General features: G+C 71.3%; 22 protein-coding genes. 14 read left to right on the top strand and 8 right to left on the bottom strand.

The genetic code is table 11. From position 1 onward, the window contains the following. Positions 1-6 precede the first annotated feature (6 nt). The 3 genes from AB1285_RS08605 to AB1285_RS08595 all read right to left on the bottom strand — a co-directional run bounded on the left by AB1285_RS08605 (position 7) and on the right by AB1285_RS08595 (position 3066). Complete coding sequence (locus AB1285_RS08605) at positions 7-1623, bottom strand: Mur ligase family protein (RefSeq protein ID WP_187664138.1); 1617 nt, start codon at positions 1621-1623, stop codon at positions 7-9. Between the two features lie 94 nt (positions 1624-1717). Further along, complete coding sequence (locus AB1285_RS08600; RefSeq protein ID WP_429977461.1) at positions 1718-2392, bottom strand: YcnI family protein; 675 nt, start codon at positions 2390-2392, stop codon at positions 1718-1720. An 89-nt stretch (positions 2393-2481) separates the two neighbouring features. Next, on the bottom strand, positions 2482-3066 hold the full coding sequence (locus AB1285_RS08595; protein ID WP_187663833.1) for a hypothetical protein: 585 nt from the start codon (positions 3064-3066) through the stop codon (positions 2482-2484). A 66-nt stretch (positions 3067-3132) separates the two neighbouring features. Between AB1285_RS08595 and AB1285_RS08590 the strand changes: the two genes are divergently transcribed. Then, on the top strand, positions 3133-4446 hold the full coding sequence (locus AB1285_RS08590; protein WP_259953691.1) for a M50 family metallopeptidase: 1314 nt from the start codon (positions 3133-3135) through the stop codon (positions 4444-4446). A gap of 15 nt (positions 4447-4461) precedes the next feature. Here AB1285_RS08590 and AB1285_RS08585 read toward each other — a convergent pair whose 3' ends face one another. Next, the gene (locus AB1285_RS08585) at positions 4462-6345 is read right to left on the bottom strand and encodes a chorismate-binding protein (RefSeq protein WP_366236566.1); all 1884 of its coding nucleotides are present in this window, start codon (positions 6343-6345) and stop codon (positions 4462-4464) included. A 210-nt stretch (positions 6346-6555) separates the two neighbouring features. Here AB1285_RS08585 and ispG point away from each other — a divergent pair, with 210 nt between their 5' ends. Genes ispG through AB1285_RS08570 form a run of 3 tightly spaced genes read left to right on the top strand, consistent with a single transcriptional unit; the run spans position 6556 to position 8951 of the window. Beyond that, positions 6556-7686 carry a flavodoxin-dependent (E)-4-hydroxy-3-methylbut-2-enyl-diphosphate synthase gene (gene ispG / locus AB1285_RS08580; RefSeq protein WP_096714651.1) on the top strand — a complete coding sequence of 377 codons (1131 nt, stop codon included), beginning with the start codon at positions 6556-6558 and terminating at the stop codon, positions 7684-7686. A gap of 14 nt (positions 7687-7700) precedes the next feature. Further along, a complete protein-coding gene (locus AB1285_RS08575; protein ID WP_370428937.1) occupies positions 7701-8033 on the top strand; it encodes a nuclear transport factor 2 family protein in 333 nt (110 codons plus the stop codon). A gap of 51 nt (positions 8034-8084) precedes the next feature. Further along, positions 8085-8951, top strand: a complete 867-nt coding sequence (locus tag AB1285_RS08570) for a hypothetical protein (protein WP_370428936.1) — start codon at positions 8085-8087, stop codon at positions 8949-8951. An 89-nt stretch (positions 8952-9040) separates the two neighbouring features. Here the strand turns inward: AB1285_RS08570 and AB1285_RS08565 are convergent, their stop codons facing one another. Together AB1285_RS08565 and AB1285_RS08560 are read right to left on the bottom strand one after the other, a co-directional pair. Continuing rightward, positions 9041-9712, bottom strand: a complete 672-nt coding sequence (locus AB1285_RS08565) for a nucleotidyltransferase domain-containing protein (protein WP_370428935.1) — start codon at positions 9710-9712, stop codon at positions 9041-9043. Between the two features lie 103 nt (positions 9713-9815). Then, on the bottom strand, positions 9816-11231 hold the full coding sequence (locus AB1285_RS08560; protein ID WP_370428934.1) for an RNB domain-containing ribonuclease: 1416 nt from the start codon (positions 11229-11231) through the stop codon (positions 9816-9818). Positions 11232-11309: 78 nt separating this feature from the next. Between AB1285_RS08560 and AB1285_RS08555 the strand changes: the two genes are divergently transcribed. Together AB1285_RS08555 and AB1285_RS08550 are read left to right on the top strand one after the other, a co-directional pair. Continuing rightward, on the top strand, positions 11310-12080 hold the full coding sequence (locus AB1285_RS08555; RefSeq protein WP_292794245.1) for an isocitrate lyase/PEP mutase family protein: 771 nt from the start codon (positions 11310-11312) through the stop codon (positions 12078-12080). A gap of 39 nt (positions 12081-12119) precedes the next feature. Further along, a complete protein-coding gene (locus AB1285_RS08550; RefSeq protein WP_370428933.1) occupies positions 12120-13880 on the top strand; it encodes a proline--tRNA ligase in 1761 nt (586 codons plus the stop codon). A gap of 22 nt (positions 13881-13902) precedes the next feature. Here the strand turns inward: AB1285_RS08550 and AB1285_RS08545 are convergent, their stop codons facing one another. Then, positions 13903-14406 (bottom strand): pyridoxamine 5'-phosphate oxidase family protein, encoded by a 504-nt coding sequence (locus AB1285_RS08545; RefSeq protein ID WP_187663842.1) that lies wholly within the window; start codon positions 14404-14406, stop codon positions 13903-13905. Positions 14407-14540: 134 nt separating this feature from the next. On the opposite strand from AB1285_RS08545, the gene AB1285_RS08540 reads away from it, so the two are divergent. From AB1285_RS08540 to AB1285_RS08515, 6 genes are all read left to right on the top strand, one after another. After that, a complete protein-coding gene (locus AB1285_RS08540; RefSeq protein WP_370428932.1) occupies positions 14541-15581 on the top strand; it encodes a TIGR00730 family Rossman fold protein in 1041 nt (346 codons plus the stop codon). A 186-nt stretch (positions 15582-15767) separates the two neighbouring features. Further along, the gene (nusA, locus tag AB1285_RS08535; protein ID WP_370428931.1) at positions 15768-16751 is read left to right on the top strand and encodes a transcription termination factor NusA; all 984 of its coding nucleotides are present in this window, start codon (positions 15768-15770) and stop codon (positions 16749-16751) included. A 62-nt stretch (positions 16752-16813) separates the two neighbouring features. Beyond that, positions 16814-17068: a YlxR family protein gene (locus AB1285_RS08530; RefSeq protein WP_083391685.1), complete on the top strand. Its 255-nt coding sequence runs from the start codon at positions 16814-16816 to the stop codon at positions 17066-17068. A 94-nt stretch (positions 17069-17162) separates the two neighbouring features. Beyond that, positions 17163-19892: a translation initiation factor IF-2 gene (gene infB, locus AB1285_RS08525; protein ID WP_187663846.1), complete on the top strand. Its 2730-nt coding sequence runs from the start codon at positions 17163-17165 to the stop codon at positions 19890-19892. A gap of 105 nt (positions 19893-19997) precedes the next feature. After that, positions 19998-20423 carry a 30S ribosome-binding factor RbfA gene (gene rbfA, locus AB1285_RS08520; protein ID WP_187663847.1) on the top strand — a complete coding sequence of 142 codons (426 nt, stop codon included), beginning with the start codon at positions 19998-20000 and terminating at the stop codon, positions 20421-20423. A 208-nt stretch (positions 20424-20631) separates the two neighbouring features. Next, positions 20632-22638 carry a LuxR C-terminal-related transcriptional regulator gene (locus AB1285_RS08515; protein WP_370428930.1) on the top strand — a complete coding sequence of 669 codons (2007 nt, stop codon included), beginning with the start codon at positions 20632-20634 and terminating at the stop codon, positions 22636-22638. A 7-nt stretch (positions 22639-22645) separates the two neighbouring features. On the opposite strand, the gene AB1285_RS08510 is transcribed toward AB1285_RS08515, so the two are convergent. Then, on the bottom strand, positions 22646-23542 hold the full coding sequence (locus AB1285_RS08510; RefSeq protein WP_370428929.1) for an A/G-specific adenine glycosylase: 897 nt from the start codon (positions 23540-23542) through the stop codon (positions 22646-22648). 52 nt (positions 23543-23594) lie between these two features. Between AB1285_RS08510 and truB the strand changes: the two genes are divergently transcribed. Both truB and AB1285_RS08500 read left to right on the top strand, forming a co-directional pair. Further along, positions 23595-24488, top strand: a complete 894-nt coding sequence (gene truB, locus AB1285_RS08505; RefSeq protein WP_268776456.1) for a tRNA pseudouridine(55) synthase TruB — start codon at positions 23595-23597, stop codon at positions 24486-24488. After that, positions 24485-24853, top strand: coding sequence for a hypothetical protein (locus tag AB1285_RS08500; RefSeq protein ID WP_268776455.1), 369 nt, complete (start codon positions 24485-24487; stop codon positions 24851-24853). Before truB ends, AB1285_RS08500 begins: the two co-directional genes overlap by 4 nt. The last annotated feature ends 30 nt before the right edge of the window (positions 24854-24883 follow it).

Below are 24883 nucleotides of genomic sequence, written 5' to 3'. Positions count from 1 at the left end.
GCGGGCTCAGTCCTCGTCCGGGTACGGCACGGGCCAGCGCGGCTCCGGCACCGGCCAGCCGGCGGCCTTCAACGCACGCCGGGAGAGCTCGCGGGCCGAGTACGGCGTCCGCACCCCTCGGATGTCGCGGTAGTCCTGGTGCCCGGGGCCGGCCCAGAGGATCGCGTCGCCGTCGCCGACGAGTCCGACGGCGGCCACGATCGCGGCCTCCGGCGGGGAGTACTCGTGGATCTCGGCGTCGGGACGGGCGCGACGCGCGCCGTCGACGAGCGTCGCGCGGATCGACGCCGGGTCTTCGAATCGCGGGTGGTGATCCGTCACGACGAGGATGTCGCTGCCCTCCACCGCGGTGCGGGCCATGTCGAAGCGCTTGCTGGCGTCCCGGTCCCCGTCGGCCCCGAAGAGCATGAGCACCTTGCCGGGAGTCACCCGCCGCACGGCGGCCAGGGTCTTCTCGAAGGCGTCGGGCGAGTGGCCGAAGTCGACGAAGACGGCCGGCCCCCGCGCGCCTGAGACGAGCTGCGTGCGCCCTGGCAGGTAGGCGTGGATGCCGCCGTCGCGCTGCAGGGCCTCGACGATCCGCTCCCAGGCATAGCCGCCCTCGAGCAGCATGACGATCGCGAGCGCCGCGTTCGCGGCCATGTGGGGGCCGATCACCGGGACGGTCGTGGTGAGCGTGCCAGCCGGTCCCGTCATCGTGAACGTCGTTCCGGTCGTCCGCTCGTCGTCGATGACGACCACCCAGTCCGCTCGCGATGCCTGATCGGCGTCGGCGGCGATGGAGGGCGTCCCGACGGTGATGACGGGGATCTCGGAGCGCTCCACGACCAGGGCCCCGGAGGAGGAGTCGAGGCACACGACGCCGCGGACGGCGCGATCGGGCCGGAAGAGCGGCAGCTTCGCCTCGAAGTACTCCTCCATGTCGGCGTAGTCGTCGAGGTGGTCGTGGCTGAGGTTCGTGAATCCCGCGACGTCGAACCGGATGCCGTCGACACGGTGCCGGGAGAGGGCCTGGGCGCTGACCTCGACCGCGACGGCCTCGACCTCGCGCTCCCGCATCAGCGCGAGCAGGGCGTGCATCTCCGACGCCTCAGGGGTGGTGAGCCGCGAGACGATGACCTCACCCGCGATGTGTCGTTCGGCCGTGGAGGAGAGCCCGGTGACGACGCCCATCTGTTCGAGGATGCCCTCGAGGAGGTGCGAGACGCTCGTCTTGCCGTTCGTCCCGGTGGTCGCGAAGAGGAGGGGAAGCGGGTCCTCCGCTCCCGTGCCGTACACCCAGGCGCTCAGCGCGCCGAGAACGCCGCGGGGGTCGTCGACGATGAGGATCGGGAGGCCGGCGTCCGCGGCGATGTCGGCGCCCGCCTGGTCCGTGATCACGGCGACCGCCCCCTTCTCGGCAGCGGTCTTGGCGAAGTCCGCGCCGTGGCGGTTCACGCCGCGGATCGCGACGAACGCCTCGCCGGGACGCAGGTCCGCCGTGGCGAGGGTGATGCCACTGAGAGCGACGCCCTCCACGTCGCCGCGCACGGAGCGGGCGAATCGGGAGGCGAGTTCGGACAGCTCGCGCCGGGGCGGGTTCGCGGGGCGGAGCACGGGGGGCAGGGTCGGCTGTTGTTCCATCGACATGTCGTCTCCATGTTCTCATGACGGCGGTGTCGCCCCGGGCGGGTCGGTCCGCCGCGCGCCGGAGCAGGGCGCGGCGGACCCGGGACGCTCAGGCGCGGCGGCGGAACGCGAGCACGGCGACCACGAGCGCCGCGACACCGGCCAGGAGGCCACCGGCGCCCAGCGCGATGACCAGGGCGTCGTCGCCGGTGTCGGCCGTCGCGGGCTGCGGTGCGGTGCTCGTGCCGTGACCGCCCTCGACGTTGTCCGTCACCGTCACGACGGGAGCGGGGGAGTCGAGGTCGTGCGGGTCCTCGCCCTTCTCGGCGAGCTGCGTCCACTCCGTCGCCCCGTCGACGCACTGCTGGACCACCGGGAAGGCGAGCGTCTCGGGCGTGTCCTCGTCCAGTCCCACCGACATGCTCACGGCGCCGCGGAGGTCGGTCGGCACGGGCGTGAGGGCGGCGTAGGTGACCGCGCTCACGAGACCGTCGTCGCCGCGTTCCACCTGGATGCTCCAGTCGCCGTCGAGCGTCGGGGCGACGGAGGCGAGGCCCTCCGGCATGGTGACGCGCAGGGCTGTGGTGGGCGAGGTGCCGCACCCGTGCGAGAAGGAGAAGGTCAGCACGCCGTGGTCGCCGGCGGCGAGCTCGTCAGGGCTGACGGTGACGTGGGCGCCGGCCATCGCCGGGACGGCGAGGGCGAGGGCGAGTCCGCCGATGATGCCGGTGGCTCCGAGGAGGGCGCGGCGCGGACGGCGGGGGTGGATGGTGGGGTTCGACATGGGGTCTCCAGATGCTCGTGTGGGGGCGCGCGGGAACAGCGCGGCCCGAAGGGGCCGTCTCTCGAGGACGGCAGGGTCGGCGGGGCGGCTCAGCCGCCGACGGGCACCGGCGGACCGCGCCGCGACACCACCACGGTCATCGCGGCATCGAGCGGAGAGCGGAGAGCGGAGCGCAGCGGACGCGGCGGTGCGGGAGGCGCGGAGGTGGGAGTCGCCGCGCGCCGGAGCGCGGCCTGGAACCAGCGGGCGATCGCGCGCAACACGCTCTCGCCGTGCCACAGCAGCAGCGTGGTCAGCACCGCGCAGGCGAGGTGCGCCGACAGCATCAGCGTGTCCGGGCCGGGAGCCGGGGACAGCGGTGCGAGCGCGCCCAGGTCGAGGTGATGCGCGTGCGTGCCGATGACGGACGCGCCCCCCGCTGTGGGCGCACCCAGAAGCTGGAAGAGCAGGTGGAACGCGGCCTGCGCCAGGAGCACGGCCACGGCGACCCGTGCGCGTGACGGCCGACCGCCGGCCACCGCGGCGGAGAGCGGGACGAAGAGCACCGCGACGGCGGCGATGAGCAGGGGGTGCGGAGCGGCGCCGCCGGCGAGCGTGTGCGACACGGCTGCGAGGAGCGTGGCGATCGCGGACACGGCGGCGGCGCGGAGGAAGCGCAGCTGCCGGGACGTCATCCCGCCAGCCTAGCCATGCTGTGCGAGCCGGGCGGATTCCTAGGCGGTGGGCAGTAGCGTGGGCACGTGGAATTCCTGCTCTATCTGGGCGGCATCGTGTTCATGCTGATCGGCCTCGGGCTCTCGATCGGTCTGCACGAGGTCGGTCACCTCGTCCCTGCGAAGCTCTTCGGCGTGCGTGTCGGCCAGTACATGATCGGCTTCGGGCCGCGCCTGTGGTCGAAGCGGATCGGCGAGACGGAGTACGGCTTCAAGCTCCTGCCTCTCGGCGGCTTCATCTCGATGTCGGGGATGTACCCGTCGTCGAAGGACAGCGGACCCGCGTCCGGCGCGTTCCGCACGCTCATCCAGGATGCGCGCTCGGCCAACGACGAGACGATCGCCGAGGGCGCCGAGGATCGGGTCTTCTACAAGCTGCCGGTCTGGAAGCGCGTGATCGTCATGCTCGGCGGACCGCTCATGAACCTCGTGCTGGCCGTGGTCATCTTCACCGTCCTCGTCAGCGGAATCGGCGTGCAGCAGGGCACCACGACGGTCGCGGCGGTGAACGAATGCGTGGTCCCGGCCTCATCGTCGGCGACCGAATGCGGTGCCGACGATCCGGAGTCTCCGGCGGCGGCGGCCGACGTGCAGCCAGGGGACGTCCTCGTCTCGATCGACGGGACACCGGTGGCGACCTTCGCCGAGGCGACGGCGATCGTGCAGGCCTCGCCGGGGCAGCCCCTCGATCTCGTCGTGCGCCGGGACGGCACGGAGCAGACGCTCACCCTCACGCCGATCGCCGCGGAGCGCACCATCACGGATGCGAGCGGGCAGCCGGTGCTCGACGACGACGGCGAACCCGTCGTGAAGGAGGTCGGCTACGCGGGCATGATCGCGCAGATGGGCTACGTGCAGCAGCCGCTCACCGCCGGACCGCAGATGGCGGCGGACACGGTCGCACGGGTCGGCTCGCTGATCGTCACGCTGCCCGTGCGGCTGTGGGACGTGGGCGTGTCGTTGGTGACGGGTGGGGAACGCGATCCGAACGGGCCGCTGAGCGTCGTCGGTGTCGGGCGTCTGGCGGGCGAGGTGGCCGCGACGGACGCGCCGGTTCTCAACCGCTTCGCCGTGCTGCTCGGCCTCCTCGGGTCGCTCAACGTCGCGCTCTTCGTGTTCAACCTCATCCCGCTGCTGCCCCTCGACGGCGGTCACATCGTCGTCGCGCTCTGGGAAGGGATCAAGCGGGCGTGGGCGAAGCTCTTCCGGCGGCCGCCGCCGGCTCCGGTCGACGCCACGAAACTCGTCCCGCTGACCGTCGTCGTCGCGACGCTGCTGATCGCGATGGGAGCTCTGCTGCTGGTGGCCGACCTCTTCAACCCGGTCAAGCTGCTGGGCTGAGCGACCGGGACGCACTCAGCGCAGGGCGTGCGCGACCAGACGCTCCAGCGTGCGGATGCCGTCGCGGGACAGGATCGACTCGAGGTGGCCCTGCACCGATGCGAACCCATCGCCGCGGAGGGCGTAGACGTCTCCGGTCGCCGGATCCGCGGAGACCTCGGCCGCGCCCACCGTCGTCACTCCGGGGTCGACCCGTGCCGTGAAGGTGTTGTAGAACCCGATCGAGGCGTCCTCGCCGAACACCGGCACGGCCTTCTGCAGCCCCTGGTGCGGAGCGTCGAGGGGCGTCAGCGCGATCCCCATCCGGTCCGCCAGGATCTGGTGGCTCAGGCAGACCGCGAGCAGCGGGGCATGCGCCTGCAGGCGGGCCGCCACGACCTCGCGCATCCGGGCGATGCGCGGGCTCGCGTCGCCTCGGGGGTCGCCGGGGCCGGGACCGGCGACGACGAGATCCGCCGTCTCGACCGCCTCGTCGTCCACGTCGTCCCAGGACGCGATGGTCACGTCGAGCCCGAGGTGCCGCAGCTGATGCGCGAGCATCGTCGTGAAGCGGTCCTCGGCGTCGACCACGAGGGCGGAGCGGCCGGAGAACGGCCCCGTGAAGTCCTCACCCTGCGGGTTCAGCCAGAACTCGGCGAGGCGGGCGTTGCGCGAGGAGAGGAGCGCGGCGACGTCCGGGTCGTCGGCGAGACGCCGGGGCTCACCGGGGGCGTCGGCGTCGCTGCGGGCCTCCGCCACACGGTCCCGGTCGATCGCGCCGATGGCGCCGAGCACACCCGCTGCCTTGCCGTGCGTCTCGGAGACCTCGCCGTGCGGGTCGGAGTGGCGGACGAGGGTGGCGCCGACGGGAACGCTCAGCTCGCCGTCCTGCAGATACACCGTGCGGATGAGGATCGGCGCGTCGAGGTCGTGGCCGCCGTCGGCGTTGGGGGTGAAGAGCGCGGCGACGCCGGAGTAGTAGCCCCGCGGCTTGCGCTCGTGCCGCCGGATCACGGCGCAGGCGTTCTGCATGGGGGAGCCGGTGACGGTCGGGGCGAACATCGTCTCGCGGAGGATGTCCCGGGGGTCCAGAGCGCTTCGACCGCGCAGCATGTACTCCGTGTGCGTCAGCCGCGACATCTCCTTCAGATGCGGGCCCGTGATGCGTCCGCCGTCGGCACAGACGGCGCTCATCATCTTGAGCTCCTCGTCCACGACCATGAACAGCTCCTCGGTCTCCTTGGTCGAGGCCAGGAAGTCGGTCAGCGTCTCCTTCGTCGCGCCGCCCGCCGGATGCCGGAAGGTCCCCGAGATGGGGTTCATGGTGACGACGCCACCGCGGGCCACGACGTGCGCCTCCGGGCTCGCCCCCACCGCGATGTGGCCGGGGGTGAAGACCGCGAACGTCCAGTAGGCCCCGCGCTCATGGGCGAGAAGAGCCCGGAACCAGGTGAGGGCCGCCTGCCGTTCGTCCGCCTCGACGGTCGCCGTGAAGTCGCGACGGATGACGAAGTTCGCCCCCTCGCCGCGGCCGATCTCGTCGGCGATCACGGTCTCGACGATGGCGGCGTACTCCTCGTCGGCGATGTCGAAGCCCTCGTCGCGCAGTGGGATCGGCGCGGTGGGAAGCGCATCGAGCACAGCCGCGGTCGGCAGATGGAGGTGCTCGTCCACGACGATGCAGCGCAGCGGCGCCCCGTCGTCCTGCGCGACGAATCCGCGCTCTCGGACCTGCCGGTAGGGGACGAGGGCGAAGACCTCCCGGGGCTCTCCCTCGGACGTCAGAGGGATGTCGGAGAGCAGCTCGACATCGGTCACGGCGCCGGTGAGCAGCTCCACGGTGTCCGCGCCGTCACGGGCGATCAGCACGAAGGACGCGGTGGGATCGGCGCTGAGCTCGTCGAGGCGAGAGAGGGTCATCGATGTCTCCTGTGCGAGGGCTCCGGCTCGGCGCAACGAAAAGACCGCCCCGGAGGCGGTCTGGATTCGAGGGAACGCGAACACACCGCCTAGGAGGCGGGCCACCAGGTGATGTGCGCGATCATGGGGCGAAACTACCACACCCGCCGCATCCAGCCCTTCCGCATCCTGGCGGCGTAGGCTGGGATCGTGCCAGCAGTGAATCTTGGGATGCCGAAGGTCCCCGAAGTCCTCGCCCCGCGTCGCAAGTCCCGTCAGATCAAGGTGGGCAAGGTGCTCGTCGGCGGCGATGCGCCCGTCAGCGTGCAGTCGATGACGACGACGAAGACCACCGACATCAACGGGACTCTGCAGCAGATCGCGGAGCTCACCGCCTCCGGCTGTGAGATCGTCCGGGTCGCCGTGCCCTCGCAGGACGACGCCGACGTGCTGCACATCATCGCGAAGAAGAGCCAGATCCCGGTCATCGCGGACATCCACTTCCAGCCGAAGTACGTCTTCCAGGCGATCGACGCCGGCTGCGCCGCCGTGCGGGTCAACCCGGGCAACATCCGCAAGTTCGACGACCAGGTCGGCGAGATCGCCAAGGCAGCGAAGGACGCGGGTGTCTCGCTCCGTATCGGCGTCAACGCGGGCTCCCTCGACCGTCGCCTGCTCGAGAAGTACGGCAAGGCCACTCCGGAGGCCCTCGTCGAGAGCGCTGTCTGGGAGGCGTCGCTGTTCGAGGAGCACGACTTCCACGACTTCAAGATCTCGGTGAAGCACAACGACCCCATCGTCATGGTCAAGGCCTACCGCCAGCTCGCCGAGCGGGGCGACTGGCCGCTGCACCTCGGCGTGACCGAGGCGGGACCGGCCTTCCAGGGCACGATCAAGAGCGCGACCGCCTTCGGCATCCTGCTGGGGGAGGGCATCGGCGACACCATCCGCGTCTCGCTGTCCGCGCCGCCGGCCGAGGAGGTCAAGGTCGGTCACCAGATCCTCCAGTCCCTCAACCTCCGGGAGCGCAAGCTCGAGATCGTCTCGTGCCCCTCGTGCGGTCGGGCTCAGGTCGACGTCTACACGCTCGCGGAAGACGTCACCGAGGGGCTCAAGGAGATGACGGTGCCGCTGCGCGTCGCCGTCATGGGCTGCGTCGTGAACGGCCCGGGTGAGGCACGCGAGGCCGACCTCGGCGTCGCGTCCGGCAACGGCAAGGGCCAGATCTTCGTCAAGGGCGAGGTCATCAAGACCGTCCCGGAGGCTGACATCGTCGCCACCCTCATCGAGGAGGCGAACCGCATCGCCGCCGAGATGGGCCCGGACGCTCCGCTCGGCACCGCCCAGGTCGTCACGGCCTGACTCGAGGAGCGCCTGTGTCCGACTTCCTGTTGCCCGCGCCGGTCCAGACGATGATCGACGCGATCAATGCCGGAGACACCGAGGCCTTCGTCGCCGCGTTCACCGCGGACGGCTTCGTGAGCGACTGGGGCACCGTGAAAGCCGGTGCCGACGGCGTGCGCGGCGGGGCGGACAGCGACGCGATCGGCGCCGGGGCACGGATGACCGTGCTCTCCGCCACCACGGACGGCGACATGACGCGCATCCGCTTCGGGTGGAGCAGTCGCGTCTTCAACGGCGAGTCCGATGGGATCTTCGTCGTCGACGGCGACCGGCTCGCCAGCTTCACGATCCCACCGTCCCACTGACACCCCGTGCCTGATCGGCACCATCGTTCCGTCGTCTCTCCGAGGAGCCCCATGACAACGCCCACGATCGTCACCTTCCCGGACGGCAGCCTCCGCGGAGACGCCGTCGTGACCCGCGTGGCGGACGATGCCGACGGAGCCGTGGTCGTCGTCGACGCCACGCCGTTCCACCCCGTCGATCACACCTGGCCCGATCAGCCCGGCGATACCGGCGAGATCTCCGGCGAGGACGGAGCCGTCCACGTGACCGAGGCGCTCATGGCGGCGGTCTCGGATGACGGCGCGTTCGCGGTGGGGAGTGCGATCCCCGTCAAGCGCGGGACCGAGGGGTGGACCTGGCTGGTGGGCCAGCGGCTCGATGGTGCCGCGCCCGCCTGGCTCGCGGAGGGGACGCGCGTGGCCCTCTCGGTCGACGAGGCGCACCGTGCCGGCCTCAGCCGCGGTCACACCGCGTGCCATCTCGCCTCCCTCGCCCTGGATCTCGCGGTCGCGGACCTCTGGCGCAAGGACCCGGGGGAGGATGCGCTGGGAAACCCGGACTTCGAGGGACGGGCGAACCAGTCCAGCCGCATCCACGAGGACGGCGCCGTCGACGAGTACCGCCTGGGCAAGAGCCTGCGCCGCGCGGGATTCGACACCGAGACGTTCGCGGCGACGCTGTCCGACCGCGAGCACCGCATCAACGCGCAGCTCGCCGCGTGGGTCGCCTCGGCTGCCGCGAGCCGCATCGAGGCGGACGGACCGACGATCGTGGACCGGCGGCGCTGGCACTGCGAGCTCCCGGAGGGCGAGGCCGTCATCCTCTGTGGCGGCACCCACGTCCGTTCCCTCGCGGAATTCGCCGCCATCACGGTGGCCCTGGACCTGTCCGACCCTCAGCTGCTCGTGATGACGACGACTGCGACCCCCGCCTCCTGAGCCCTCGCCCGCGTCAGGCGATCACGCGAGGACAGGCGCCAGCCGCCGGTGTCGCCTGCTGTCGCGTGACTGCCTGTGAACGAGTGAGGTCAGCGCACGAACCCCGCCTGCACTCGACCACCCGCCATCGTCAGCTCCTCATCGACCCGCGCCGCGAAGCCGGGGAAGTCTCCAGCGAGCAGCGGAGTGCTGAGCTGGTCCGCGCGCTCGGGGCTCCACGCGCGCAGACGTCGGGGGAGCCACTTCCCGGATCCGATCCACTGCCCGCTGGACAACAGCATCAGCTCGGCCATGCGCTCGAACAGCAGGCCGGCGACGACGCGCTGCTCGAGAGGGTCCGTCGCGTCCTGGAGGTCGTCGAGGAGATCGGTGATCACGTACCGCCGGATCCGCGACTCCGTCTCACTCAGCACAGAGCCGAGAGCGAGCACAGCGGACCACCGCGTCCGCGACCGGATCGCGGCTCCTTCCACGAGCATGTGCGCGATGACGGGGCGGTGCTGGGCCACGCCGCGGTCCGCCCACTCCCGGAACCCTTCCACGGTGTACGCGAACACCTCGAAGATCTCGTCCTCGAACGCGTGGGTGGCGGCCTCGCTCACCTGTGACACGTCGGCGAAGAGGTCGTCGTCGATGAGGAGGAGGTCGATGTCACTGGTGGGCGTGCGCTCCCCACGGGCCGTGCTCCCGGCGACGATCGCGATCCCTGCACGCGGATACCGCGCCGCGAGGAAGCGCTCGATGCGCTCTGCCTGATCCATCTCGACAGGGTATCCGGCGCGGACGCAGGCGGCCGCTGCGGTACAGGCAGTCCTGCCCGGGAGCGCCTGATTCGACGTCTTCGCCTGATCCCCGGCGGCGGGCTCAGAGGGCGAGCTCGATCTCACCCGTCCCGATGTCCACGCGCACGACGCGCACCTGCACCACATCGCCGGGCTTGGTGTCGGGGGCCACCGGCGCGGTCGTGGTCACTGCAGGGTCCGCGATCTGGACGGCGGCCCGCTCGCCCCGGAGCTCGATCACCGTGGCCTCGATGGTCTGTCCGACAAGCGGAGTGAGCAGCGCGGCCTCGACGCGGTTCACGGTGTCCGCGTCCAACTGCGACGCCCGCCGACCCGATTCCTGCATGAGCGCGGGGAGCTCTCCGAGGGAGGAGCGGACCCATCCCGGCACCGGCTGCCCGGTCGACACGGCGAGGCAGATGGCGAGCACCCAGCGGTCGACCAGTCGGCGCAGGGGTGCGGTCGCGTGCGCGTACGGTGCTCCGATCGCGGCCTGCACGGCGTCGGCGGGTGGTTCGCCGTCAAACACCAGGTACCCCGCGCCGCGGAACAGCGAGGCGGCGGCCTCCAGCACCGGGAGCGTCATCGGGTCGGAGCGGTCGAGGCCCCGGAGGTACTCGCCGTAGGTGCCGTCGGTCCACGGGCGCCCGAGTGCCTCCGTCTGGTGCCGGAAGGCAGTGAAGGCCGCCTCGTCGGGTTCCGGCATCGTGCGGAGGATGCCGACGCCCGCGTCGATCATGAGCGCGGCGGCCGCCATCCCCGTCATGAGCGACAGCTGCGCGTTCCACTCCTCGACGGGCAGCGGGCTGCGGCGCTCGATCGCATAGGAGCCGTCGTCGGTGCGCACGACCTCCTCGTCCGGCATGTTCAGGCTGGCGCCACCGCGGCGGCGCTCCTGCTCCAGACGGAGGGAGCCGATCTCCGGCAGCAGGGCCGCGTGACCGCCGTCGCCCCGGTCGAGCGCCTCCTGGGTGGAGGCGTAGTCGAGCTGGGCCCGGGAACGGATGAGGGCGCGCTCCAACCGGAAGTCGATCACGGATCCGGCCGCATCCAGGTGGAACGTCCACACCAGGGCGGAGCGGTCGACGTCGGGGAGCAGGGAGGCACGGTCCTCGCTCAGCACGGGTGGGTGCAGCGGGATCGAGCCGTCCGCGGCGTACAGGGTCTGTCCGCGCCGGCGGGCCTCCGCGTCCACGGCACCACCGGGGGTGACGAAACCCGGCACGTCCGCGATCGCGTAACGCACCCGATAGCCGTCGCCGTCCCGTTCCAGGTGGAACGCCTGGTCGAGGTCGCGGGCACCGGCCGGATCGAGGGTCGCGAACGGCACATCCGTGAGGTCGAGGTCGGGGAGAGTCGCCGTGGCGGCTTCCGCCTCCGCGAGTACGTCGGCGGGGAACTCCGTCGACGCGTCCAGATCCTCCCGAAGGGCCGAGAGCGCCGCGGCGAGCTCGGTCTTGGCGGCGGAGGGGGCGACATGCGAGCGGCGCTGGGGCATGCTGCCAGCCTAGGTCGACCGCCGCAGGGAACCCGGGCATCCGGCCCGCGTGCCCGCACCGGCCGCTAGCGTGGGGACATGACCACTGCTGCCAAGGCCCAGACCCTCGTCGGACTCTATGACGCCCCGGAGATCCTCCGCGTGGTGAACGTGTGGGACGTCGTCTCCGCGCGTGCCGTCGCCGCACTGCCGGAGACCACGGCGATCGCGACCGCCGGTCACGGCATCGCGGCGTCGTTCGGCTACGACGACGGGGACACCCCGCGCGACGTCATGATCGACATGGTCGGACGGATCGCCGCGGCCGTGTCCGTTCCCGTCACCGCAGACCTGGACGACGGATACGGGGACGCCGGGGAGACCACCCGCCTCGCGATCGCGGCCGGCGTCGTCGGCGCGAACGTCGAGGACCGCCTCAAGCCGCTCGACGAATCGGTCGCCGTCGTCGAGTCCATCGTGAAGGCTGCGGAGACCGAGGGCGTGCCCTTCGCCCTGAACGCCCGCACCGATGCGTTCGTGCGTGCCGGGTCGCGGCCCGTGGAGCAGAGCATCGCGGATGCCATCCAGCGCGGCCGCGCCTTCCTCGACGCCGGTGCCACCGCGGTGTTCGTCCCCGGCATCCTCGATGCGAACGTCACGCGACAGCTGGTCGAGGGCATCGGGGAGCGCAAGGTCAGCGTGATCGGGATCCCCGGGGCGCTCGCCGCGTCCGAGTACGAGAAGCTCGGCGTGGCCCGCATCTCCTACGGTCCGCTGCCGCAGCGGGTCGCGCTGACCGCGCTGCAGGAGCTCGCCGAGAGCCTCTACCGCGGCGGCGTCGTGCCGCAGGGGCTGCCGGCCCTCAACTGAGCGACGAGGCGGGTGACCGCGGCTCACTACACTTGAGCCGTGGTCACTCGTCTTTCGAACTTCTTCCTCCGTACGCTCCGCGAAGATCCTGCCGGTGCCGAGGTCGCCAGTCACAAGCTGCTGATCCGCGCCGGGTACATCCGACCGCAGGCAGCAGGCATCTTCGCGTGGCTGCCGCTCGGGCTGCGCGTCAAAGCGAAGATCGAGACCGTCATCCGCGAGGAGATGGCCGCCGCCGGTGCCCAGGAGGTGCACTTCCCCGCACTGATGCCGCGCGAGGCGTACGAGGCGACCGGGCGCTGGGACGAGTACGGCGACCTGCTGTTCCGCCTCCAGGACCGCAAGGGCGGCGATTACCTCCTGGCGCCGACGCACGAGGAGGCCTTCACGCTGCTGGTGAAGGACCTGTACTCGTCGTACAAGGATCTGCCGCTGACGATCTTCCAGATCCAGGACAAGTACCGCGACGAGGCCCGGCCGCGCGCCGGTCTCCTCCGCGGGCGCGAGTTCACGATGAAGGACGCCTACTCCTTCGACGCCTCGGACGAGGGGCTGGACGTGAGCTACCAGGCGCAGCGGGACGCCTACGAGCGCATCTTCCAGCGGCTGGGCCTCGAGTACGCGATCGTGCAGGCCGACGCCGGCGCGATGGGCGGTTCGCGGAGCGAGGAGTTCCTGCACCCGACGCCCGTCGGGGAGGACACATTCGTCCGCAGCGCCGGGGGGTACGCGGCCAACGTCGAGGCCTTCAGCACGCCCGTGCCCGCTCCGGTCCCGTTCGACGCCGATGGCGCTCCGGTGATCTTCGATTCGCCCGACACGCCCACCATCGAGACGCTCGTCGCGCACTGCAACCGAGAGCTCGACGGCGAGTACACCGCCGCCGACACGCTCAAGAACGTCGTGCTCGCCCTGAAGCACCTCGACGGCACCCGTGAGCTCGTGATCGTCGGCATCCCCGGCGACCGCGAGGTGGACGAGAAGCGTGCCGAGGTGGCCTTCGCCCCTGCCGAGGTGGAGACCGCGACCGCGGACGACTTCGAGAACAACCCGCTCCTGGTGAAGGGGTACATCGGTCCCTGGTCGCCTACGGGTGCGGTGCTCGGCGAGGAGTCCGCCACGGGCATCCGCTACCTCGTCGACCCCCGCGTGAGCGAGGGGACGAGCTGGGTCACCGGCGCGAACATCGACCAGAAGCACGCGCACTCGGTCGTCGCCGGGCGCGACTTCGAGGCGGACGGCATCGTGGAGATCGCGAACGTGCGCGCCGGCGACCCGGCGCCCGACGGCTCCGGTCCGGTCGAGCTCGCCCGCGGCATGGAGATCGGTCACGTCTTCCAGCTCGGGCGGAAGTACGCGGAGGCGCTCGGCCTCAAGGTCCTCAACGAGAACGGCAAGCTCGTCACGGTCACCATGGGGTCGTACGGCATCGGCGTGACGCGGATCCTGGCGATCATCGCCGAGCTCAACAACGACGACAAGGGCCTCATCTGGCCGGCCTCGGTCGCGCCGTTCGACGTGCAGGTCGTCGCCGCCGGCCGTGACCAGGTCGCCTTCGATGTCGCGGAGGGCCTGTCCGCGCAGCTGGAGGCGGCCGGCCTCGACGTGCTCTACGACGACCGCCCGAAGGTGTCGCCCGGGGTCAAGTTCGGCGATGCCGAGCTCGTCGGCGTCCCGAAGATCGTCATCGTCGGCCGGGGAGCCGCCGACGGGCAGGTGGAGTTCTGGGACCGTCGGACGGGCGAGCGTGAGGCCGTCTCGGTCGCCGAAGCGGTGGAGCGGCTCTCCGCCGCGCCCTGAGCCGGCGCTCGGAGCGGGCCGCTCAGCAGGTGATGCGGCCGTGGTTCATGATGTCGTCGTCCGGGGTGTCTCGGGTCACGAGCGCCTTGAGCGCCCCGGCGGCCATCGCGACCTTGCCCTTCGCGGGCTCCCAGAACTCGGCGACGACCGGAGTGACTTTGAGCAGCGCGATGCCCGGGGTCCCCAGGCCGTCCTCGAACCAGATGTCGAGGGAGGGGGAGTAGAGTTCCTCCATCTTCGCGCGGTCGTGGACGATCTCCGCGGTGCCGGCGACCGACACGTAGCGCATCCCCTTGGCGTCGCAGTAGGCCAGCCCCACGTCGTGATGACGACGGGCCTCCTCGACCTTCTCGGTGTCCTCCGCGGTGAAGAACCAGATGGCGCCGGCATCGTCCATCTGCCTGGTCGACATGGGGCGGCTGACGAGGTTCCCGTCCGGGTCGGTGGTCGTGAGCATGGTGAAGTCGATGTCCTCCACGAGTTCGGCGACGCGGGCGAGGGCTTCGGGACCGGTGATCTCTGTCATGTCGCCATGGTGACGCCTTCCCCGGCGGCGGGCACGGGTGTTGACACCGCTCCTTCTCCGTGCTCCGGAGCCCCGGGGTACGGTCCCTCGGCGTTGCGTCCCGCCGACCGGATGCCGCGTGGGACGCTGGGGGCATGACCGAGGAACCGCTGCCGGCAGCCCTGAGCGACGAGATCAACCGTGTGCTGGACGAGGCGGGTGTGGCCACGGACCGTCGCCTCGTGATGCGGATGCTCCGCACCGCGCTGCTGCTGGGGGAGGACGGCACCGACCGCCTCGACCTCAAGATCGCTTCCGCCGCCCTGGCCGAGATGCGGGACGCGTTCCGCCTGTTCGCGCCCTTCCGCGGGGTGCCGAAGGTGACGGTGTTCGGGTCCGCCCGCACCCTCCACGACGACCCGCTGTACCTGCAGGCGCGTGATGTCGCCGCGGCCCTCGCGAGCGACGGCTGGATGGTGGTCACGGGCGCCGGGCCGGGGATCATGCAGGCCGCGGCCGAAGGAGCCGGGCCCGCGCTGTCGCTCGGTGTCTCCATCCGTCTCCCCTTCGAGGAGAAGGCGAACAGCCTGGTCGCGGGAAGCGATCAGGTCGTCGCGATGAAGTACTTCTTCACCCGCAAGCTCATGCTCATCAAGGAGTCGAGCGGCTTCATCTGCCTCCCCGGCGGATTCGGCACGCTGGATGAGATGTTCGAGCTGCTCACCCTCCAGCAGACGGGCAAGGCCGAGCCCACGCCGATCGTGCTGCTCGACGAGAAGGGCGGATCGTTCTGGCAGGGCATGCGGCGCTTCGTCGACGAGCACCTCGCGCCGATGGGGGTGATCTCCCCCGGTGACTTCGATCGGGTCGTCGTCACCGATTCCGTGGAGCAGGCTCGCGCCGAGATCACGGGGTTCTGGCGCAACTACGATTCGCTGCGGTGGGTCGGCGACACCCTGGTGCTGCGCCTCAAGGCCGAGCCGACGGACGCCGAGATCGAGGAGCTCAACGCCGGCTTCGCAGGGCTGCTGTCCACCGGGCGCATCGAGCGCACGGCTCCGCGGTCCCCGGAGGTCGCCGACGACGACCGGCTCGACCTCCCGCGCCTCGCCCTGCACCTGAATCAGCGTCAGGTGGGCAATCTCTTCCGCCTGATCGGGGCTCTCAACGCGCTCCCGTCCGCGCCGAAGGTCTGACCCCGCGACGCATCCCACGACGCAACAGGCTCCCACGCGGAGTCAGGCTGTTCCCGCGGTGGGCGCCTGCTGCCGCGCGAATGCCTGTGCCCGGGCGCGGATGGCCCGGGGGCGCGGCACACGGTATCGTGGTACGGATGTCGCGCGTGCATTCGGGCGCGACGAGAGCTGAATAGGGAGGCCGTCATGGACATCGAACTGAGTCTGCTGCGAGGGATCGAGAAGGAGAAGGCGATCCCGTTCGACGAGCTCGTCGCGATCATCGAGCAGGCGATCCTGACCGCGTACTCCAAGCACGTCTCGCCCGAGGGCGCCGCGCCGGAGGGCGTCCGCGTGCACCTCGACCGCAAGACCGGCCACGTCGCCGTCGTCCAGGTCGTCCGCGACGACGAGGGTGCGATCATCGGCGAAGAGGAGGCGACGCCCGACGACTTCGGGCGCATCGCCGCGTTCGCCGCCAAGCAGGTCATCAGCCAGCGCCTCCGGGACATCGCCGACGACGCCGTCCTCGGCGAGTTCAAGGGCAAGGAGGGCGACATCGTCGCCGGCGTGATCCAGCAGGGGCCCAACCCGCGCATGATCCACGTCGACCTCGGCTCCGTCGAGGCGATCCTCCCGCCCGAGGAGCAGGTGCCCGGCGAGGAGTACACGCACGGGTCCCGTCTGCGCGTCTACGTCACCAGCGTCGCCAAGGGGCTCAAGGGTCCGCAGATCACCGTGTCGCGCACGCACCCCGGCCTCGTCCGCAAGCTCTTCGCCCTCGAGGTGCCGGAGATCGCCGCCGGACTCGTCGAGATCGTCGCGCTCGCGCGTGAGGCGGGCCACCGCACCAAGATCGCGGTGAAGGCCAACGACCCGGCGATCAACGCCAAGGGGGCGTGCATCGGTGAGATGGGGCGCCGTGTGCGAGCCGTCACGGAGGAGCTGGCGGGGGAGAAGATCGACATCGTCGACTACGACGCCGACCTGCCGACGTTCGTGGCGCACGCGCTGTCGCCCGCCAAGGTCACGAGCTCGTTCGTCCTCGACGCGAGCACCAAGGCCGTCCGCGCCCTCGTGCCCGACTACCAGCTGTCGCTCGCGATCGGCAAGGAGGGTCAGAACGCGCGTCTGGCCGCCAAGCTCACGGGTGCGAAGATCGACATCCAGCCGGACAGCGTCCTCGACTGATCCCGGTCCGTCCTCGACGCCACGCCCGGTGGCGGCGAGGACGGACGGAACGCAGGTGTAAGATGGAACCCGTACGAACGTGCGTCGGTTGCCGCACGCGTGCTCCCCGCTCCACTCTGCTCAGGGTGGTTGCCCAGAACGACACCCTCATCCCCGATGAGCGTGCTGTCCTGCCGGGGCGCGGCGCGTGGGTGCATCCGACACCCGAGTGCATGGAAGCCGCTCTGCGGCGTCGAGCTTTCGGAAGAGCACTGCGTGTGACCACTCAGCTGGACACACGGACCTTCGAACAGCACCCACCAAGAAACAAAGGCTGAACAGCTATGGAAACAAAGTGAACGGCTCGAAATGAGACCCGTCCGCGACTAGTGGTCTGCCCTGTCTGGGCAGACCGACCCAGACAGGAGAATTGTGGCTGGTAAACCACGCGTACATGAGATCGCCGCCGAACTCGGCGTCGACAGCAAGGTCGCACTTGCGAAGCTCAAGGAACTCGGCGAGTTCGTGAAGAGCCCGTCTTCGACGGTCGAGCCCCCGGTGGCGCGCAAGCTGCGCGCCGCGATCGAGGCCGACCCGTCCCTCAAGGCCGGGTCCGAGCCCGCTGCGGCGAAGCCCGCCGCGAAGCCGGCACCGAAGTCCTCGGCGCCCACCCCTGGCCCGAAGCCCGGACCCAAGCCGGGTCCTGCGGCTCCGGCCGCCCCGGCACCGGCGCCCGCCCCCGAGGCGGAGAAGGCTCCGGCACCGTCGGCGCCCGCGAAGCCCGCGGCTCCGGCCCCGGCCGCGCCGTCCTCCGGTGACGGCAACGCGCCGAAGCCCGGCGCGCCCCGTCCCGGCAACAACCCGTTCTCGTCCGCTCAGGGCATGGGCCAGCGTCCCGCCGGCCCTCGTCCCGGCAACAACCCCTTCGCCTCGGCGCAGGGGATGGGCCAGCGGCCGACCCCCGGCAACATCCCGCGTCCGCAGGCGCCGCGCCCCGGTGCTCCGCGCCCGGGTGCCCCGCGTCCCGGCTCGCCGCGTCCCGGTGCTCCCCGCGGCGGCCAGGGTGGTCGTCCCGGTGCTCCGTTCCAGCAGCGTACGGGCGGTCCCGGTCGCCCCGGCGGCGGTGGCGGTCCCGGTGCGGGTCCCCGTCCCGGTGGCGGTTTCGCCGGTCGTCCGGGTGGCGGCGGCGGCCGTGGCCGTGGTCCCGGTGGTGGTACCGCCGGTGCCTTCGGTAAGGGCGGCGGCAAGAGCAAGCAGCGCAAGTCGCGGCGGGCGAAGCGGCAAGAGTTCGAGATGCGGAGCGCCCCGGTCGTCGGTGGCGTCAACGTCACCCGCGGCAACGGGGAGATCATCCGCATGCGTCGCGGTGCGTCCATCGCGGACTTCGCCGACAAGATCGAGGCCCTGACCGGCTACACGGTGCAGCCGGGCACCCTCGTCACGATCCTCTTCAACCTCGGCGAGATGGCCACGGCCACCGAGTCGCTGGATGAGGCCACGTTCGAGGTCCTCGGTGAGGAGCTGGGCTACAAGGTCCAGATGGTCTCGCCCGAGGACGAGGACAAGGAGCTCCTCGAGGGCTTCGGTCTCGACCTCGAGAAGGAGCTGGAGGAGGAGAGCGAGGACGACCTAGAGATCCGTCCCCCGGTCGTCACCGTCATGGGTCACGTCGACCACGGTAAGACGCGCCTCCTCGACGCGATCCGTCAGACCAACGTCATCGAGGGTGAGGCCGGCGGCATCACCCAGCACATCGGTGCTTACCAGGTCTGGACCGAGCACGACGGCATCGAGCGGGCGATCACGTTCATCGACACCCCGGGTCACGAGGCGTTCACCGCCATGCGTGCCCGTGGTGCGCAGGTCACCGACCTCGCGATCCTCGTGGTCGCGGCCGACGACGGCATCATGCCGCAGACGGTCGAGGCGCTGAACCACGCCCAGGCGGCGAACGTGCCGATCGTGGTCGCGGTGAACAAGGTCGACAAGCCGGAGGCCAACCCGGCCAAGGTGCGTCAGCAGCTCACCGAATACGGTCTGGTGGCCGAGGAGTACGGCGGCGACGTCATGTTCGTCGACGTGTCGGCCCGTGCCAACACCGGCATCCAGGAGCTCCTGGACGCGGTGCTGCTCACCGCCGACGCGGGACTCGACCTCACTGCCAACCCGAACAAGGCCGCTCGCGGTGTCGCCATCGAGGCGAAGCTCGACAAGGGCCGCGGTTCGGTCGCGACGGTGCTGATCCAGTCCGGAACCCTCCGGGTCGGCGATGCGATCGTGGCGGGCACCGCCTACGGCCGTGTCCGCGCGATGATCGACGAGAACGGCGAGGTCGTCGAGGCGGCTGCGCCGTCCCGACCGGTCCAGGTGCAGGGTCTGAACTCCGTGCCGCGCGCCGGCGACGTCTTCATCGTCACCGAGGAAGACCGCATGGCGCGTCAGATCGCGGAGAAGCGCGAAGCCGTCGAGCGCAACGCCCAGCTGGCCAAGGCCCGCAAGCGCATCTCGCTCGAGGACTTCACCCGTGCTCTCGAAGAGGGCAAGGTCGAGTCGCTCAACCTCATCATCAAGGGTGACGTCTCCGGTGCCGTCGAGGCGCTGGAGGAGTCCCTCCTCAAGATCGAGGTCGACGATTCGGTGCAGCTGCGCATCATCCACCGCGGTGTCGGTGCGATCACCGAGTCCGACGTGAACCTGGCGACGATCGACAACGCGATCATCGTGGGCTTCAACGTCCGCCCCGACACGAAGGCGCGCGAGCGTGCTCAGCGTGAGGGCGTGGACATCCGCTTCTACTCCGTCATCTACAACGCGATCGACGAGATCGAGAGCTCGCTCAAGGGCATGCTCAAGCCGGAGTACGAAGAGGTCCAGTCGGGTGTCGCCGAGATCCGCGAGGTGTTCCGCTCCTCGAAGTTCGGCAACATCGCCGGTGTCATCGTGCGGTCCGGGACGATCACGCGCAACGCGAAGGCCCGTGTCATCCGAGACGGCGTCGTCATCGCCGATGGCCTCGCCATCGAGTCGCTGCGCCGGTTCAAGGACGACGTCACCGAGGTGCGGACGGACTACGAGGCCGGTATCGGCCTCGGCAAGTACAACGACATCCAGATCGGCGACGAGATCGAGACGACCGAGATGGTGGAGAAGCCGCGCGGCTGATCCGCACGGCTCCGGCGGCTGCCTCCTCCTCCCATGACGGGGGAGGGGGCAGCCGCCTCCGCGGTTCGCTGGGAACCGCGATGCACAGAGGTGGGAGAAGGAACAATGGCTGGTGAACGACAGGCCCGACTCGCGGATCGCATCCGCGTGATCCTCGCCGAGCGCTTGGAGAAGGGGCTGCGCGACCCGCGTCTCGGCTTCGTGACCATCACCGACGTCCGCGTGAGCGGCGACCTGCAGCACGCTTCCGTGTTCTACACGGTGCTCGGGACGGAAGAGGAGCGCCTCGCCAGCGGTGCCGCGCTCACGTCCGCGACCGGAATGCTGCGCAGCGAGGTCGGTCGACAGCTCAGCACGCGACTCGTCCCCACGCTCGAGTTCATCCCGGACGCCCTCCCGGAGAACGCGGATCACATCACCGCCCTGCTCCGTGAGGCGCAGGAGCGGGACGCGGAGGTCGCCAAGCTGGCCTCTTCCGCGACCCACGCCGGTGAGGCCGACCCCTACCGTGCGGACGACGACGAGGACTGATCCCGTCTGATACCCTCAGGTCCGCGGCGGGACGACCGGTGGATCTGGGGGGATCGACATCGAGTCTCGGAACGCGCCTGCGGGGTCGTCCGTCGCGCCCGGCGACGTCGAGGCGCTGCTGGACGAGCTTCGGGCTCGAGAGCTCGCGTGTGCCCCGCACGTAGCCGCGCGGCTCGTCGCCGCGCTTCCGGAGGATCAGGCTGCCGTCATGGCGGTGGCGGCCCGCCTCACACCGGAGCAGCGGCGAGGTCTCGGCCGGCTGCCGTGGCCGCTGCCGTCCGCCGCCGATGCCGTCCCTCTCGGCATGCTGTCGACCCCGGACCGGCTGCTGCTGCTCACCGTGGCGTTGGCGTTCGAGGATGACCTCTATCCGGTTCTCGCGGTGGACGGGCGCGGCGTGGAGGAGGTGCGGGCGAGCGGCGCCTCGCCTTACCTGGTGATCCACGCGGGACGCGTCCGGTTCGCCGATCCCCGGATGGAGACGCGAGTGCACGCGACCGCGTCGGCGGCTGAGGTCGCGCATACTCACGCGCGCCTCGCCGCGGTCGCCGTCCGGCGGCGAGATCGGGTGGCTGCGGCCTGGCATCGCGCCCGTGGAGGCGCCGCCCGCGATCGTCTGTCCGCGGCGGCGTTGACGGCGGGTGCCCGCGCCGCGGCCGCAGAGGGACGCACGGAACGCGTGCTGCTGCTCGCCGCCGAGGCCGCGAAGCACGCGGCCGGCGACATCGGCGAGGAAGCGCGAGTGCTCGCCGGGTGCGCGGCGCTCGCATGCGGTCATGCGGCGGATGCCGAAGAATGGTTGGGAAGCCTCGTCTGCGGTGCCGCCGAGCACCGTCGGGGGCGAGCGCTCGGACCGTTCCTCGTCGCCCGCACGTTCCGGTACGGAGCGGTGCCGGCCGTCGATCCGCAGCGGCTCGCTCCGCTGCGTACGGCGGACGGCGACTCCTGGGCGCGGTCCGCGGCGCTCCTGGCGATCCTGTGCGCGGAGCGCGGTGACCGCAGGGCGGGGCGCCGCTGGCTCGCCGATGTCCGTGACGGTGCCTCGCGCGTCGGCGGGGACGGCGTCCTGCGGGACGCGGTCGAGTCGCTGTGCGGCCTCCTCGCCGGGGAGGTCGTCACGGGTGACGTGCCAGGAGCCGGCGGGCTGCTGGGCGCCGTGTCGGGGGCGCTGTTCGCCGCGTGCGGCGGCGACATCGACGAGGGCCTGCGGCTGCTGCAGACCGCGGATCTCCCCGGGGTGGGGGAGCGCGATCCGATGATCCCCGGTTTCGAGCACAGCCCACTGGGCCGGGCCTACCGGATCGTCACCGAGGTGCTGCTTCTGGTCTGGCGGGGAGACATCGGTCGCGCCAGGCTGCTGCTGCGGCGGGCAGCGGTCGAGCTCCCCGTTGCGATCCCGTTCGCGGGACTCGGCGTGGTGCTGGCGCGGCGGCTCGATCTCGCGGTCCTCGGCGCTTTCAGCCCGATCGCCAGGGCTCTCACCGCCGTGCTCCCTCCGGCCGCAGACATGGACGTACTGGTGGACCGCGCTGTCGAGGCGTTCCTGAACGGCTCCTTCGAGGCGGCCGCCGGTGCGATCGGGCTGTGGCGGGATCGCGGGGAGCCGCAGGCGCGCTTCGCGGTGCCGGGGGTGGAGGAGGTCGTGCTCGTCCCCGAGGCCGGACGGGCGTCACCGGCGGTGCGCCCACCGGAGACGGAGTTCGCCGACGCCCTGCGTCACGCCGTCGCGGCGTCCGGCGACGGTGCCTGGCGCACGGAGCAGGAGACCCTGCGAGAGGCGGCACGACGGCTTCGGTCGCCCTTCGCCCGCGGCCGTGTCGAGACGCTGTTGGGGGTCAGGTCCGGGCTGCACGGGGATCCGATCGAGGCCCGCAGTCACCTCGCGCAGGCCGAGATACTGTTCGAGGCCGCCGGGGCGAGCGCGTGGGGGCGTGCCGTCCGTCGGCGTCTGCAGCGGCTGGAGAGCGACCCGCACGTCACGGGCGGCGCGTATCTCCCCGTGTGCCGGAGCGCCTGGGCGCAGCGGCTGACGTCGCGGGAGCTGGAGGTCGCGATGCTCGCCGTCGAAGGCACGGGGAACCGCGCGATCGCGGAGCGCCTGTCGGTGTCGATCCGGACGGTCGAGGTGCATCTCGGACGCGTGTTCGCGAAGCTGCACGTGCGCAATCGTGTCGAGCTGACTGTGTTGGCGCACCGGACCGAGCAGTACCTCTGAGCAGCGCTCACCGCGGCAGCGAGAGGCCCTCCCCGTCCGCTTCCGCGAGTCCGTCTGCGATCAGGGAATCGATCGCCCGATCCCGCTGACGCAGGTCGGGCCATTCCGGAAGGACCGCCGCGAGGGGAACCGGCTCGGGGGCCGCGTCGCGCAGGAGGCGGAGCACGGCGCCGCGGGCCTGCCGGTCCGACCCCTCGAACGTGGCCTGTCGCCGTCGCTCGTCTCCGGTATCGGGTCGGCCGGCTGCGAGCCACGCGCAGGTGTCAGCCAGCGGGCAGCGTTCGCACCGCGGCGCGCGGGACGTGCAGATCGTCGCGCCGAGCTCCATCGCCGCGGCGTTGAGGACGGACGCCTCGGCCGGGTCCTCGGGAAGCAGGGAGGCCATGAGCGCGAGGTCGCGGCGGGACGGCGCTCCCGGCTGCGCCCGTCCTTCGACGGCCCGTGCCAGGACGCGGCGGGTGTTGGTGTCGACGACGGGATGTCGGTCGCCGTACGCGAAGACGGCCACGGCACGGGCGGTGTAGTCGCCGATGCCGGAGAGGGCGAGGAGGGCGTCGACGTCGCGCGGCACGACGCCTCCGTGCCGTTCGACCACCTCGATGGCGGCCCGGTGCAGCCACAGGGCCCGCCGCGGATAGCCGAGGTTCGCCCACTGGTGCACGACGTCCGCCGTGGACGCTGTCGCCATCGCGCGGGGCGTGGGCCACCGTGTCAGCCACGCGTCGAGATGCGGGATCACCCGGGTCACGGGCGTCTGCTGCAGCATGAACTCACTCACCAGGACGCCCCAGGCGCCGAACGTCGCATGGAAGTCCGGCCGGCGCCACGGGAGGTCGCGCGCCGCCTCGGCGTACCAGCCGAGCAGGGGCGTCAACGTCGCAGGGGACGGTGCGGGCGCGGCCATCCCTCCAGCCTAGGCGAGCGGTCGCCGCTCTCGGCCTCGGTAGGCTGGAGGGATGGCGACCCCCGGTATCCTCCTCGTCGACAAGCCCGGCGGGCTGACCAGTCACGACGTGGTCGCCCGCACCCGCCGGGCCTTCGGGACCCGCAAGGTCGGCCACGCCGGGACTCTCGACCCGATGGCCACGGGGCTGCTCGTCATCGGCATCGAGGGCGCGACCCGCCTCCTCACGTACATCGTGGGCGCCGACAAGACCTACGAGGCGACCATCCGGCTCGGTGCCGTCACCTCCACGGACGACGCGGAGGGCGAGATCCTCCACACTGCGGACCCCGCCGCCCTCGTCGCGGTCGAGGACCCGGCGATCGATGCCGGGGTGGCCGCGCTGACGGGCGCGATCTCCCAGGTCCCGAGCGCGGTGTCGGCGATCAAGGTCGACGGTCGTCGCGCGTACGACCGGGTCCGTGCGGGGGAGGAGGTCGTCCTCGAGCCGCGGGAGGTCGTCGTCTCCCGGTTCGATGTCCTCGCCCGTCGCCGCGACGACCACGCCCTCGACCTCGATGTCGTCGTGGACTGCTCGTCCGGCACCTACATCCGCTCGCTCGCCCGCGACCTGGGCGCTGCCCTCGGCATCGGCGGTCACCTGACGGCGCTCCGCCGCACCCGCGTCGGCCCGTTCGACGTGCGCGACGCGGTGTCGATCGACGCGCTCGACACCGCTCCCGTGCTCACCCCCGGCGAGGCCGCCGCTCGCGTCCTCCCCGTCCTCCCCGTCACGGCGGACGAGGCCCGCGATCTGCGCCACGGCAAGCGTCTGGCGGGGCAGGCGATGCGCCTGGACGGTCCGCTCGCCGCGGCCATCGAGGACGACGGCGTGCTGGTGGGGATCGTCGAGAAGCGCGGCGCCGATGTGAAGAGCGCCATGAACATGCCGGAGGTCTCCCGATGATCCTGTGGTTCACGATCGTGCAGATCGTCGTCGCCGTCGCCGCCGGGCTCTTCTGCCTCGGGGCCGGGTTCGCCGGTCGGCGCCCCAGCGACTTCTCGGTAGGCGCACTTGCGCTCGTCGAGGTGCTGCTGCTCGCGCAGGTCGTCGTCGCCATCGTCGCGCCCCTCGCGGGGAATCCGCCGACCGGGGACCTGCTGGAGTTCTGGGTGTATCTCGTCTCGGCGGCTCTGCTCCCGATCGGTGCGGTGCTCTGGGCCCTCATGGAGCGCAGCCGGTGGAGCACTGTCGTTCTCGGCGTGGCCGCCCTCGCGATCGCGATCATGCTGTGGCGCATGCAGGTCATCTGGACGATCCAGGTCGCCTGAGCGCGGACCGGGAGCGGACGCCGGGCGGCT

The sequence above is a fragment of the Microbacterium sp. NRRL B-14842 genome (genome assembly GCF_050470785.1).
This window is presented reverse-complemented; position numbering and strand designations above follow the sequence as displayed.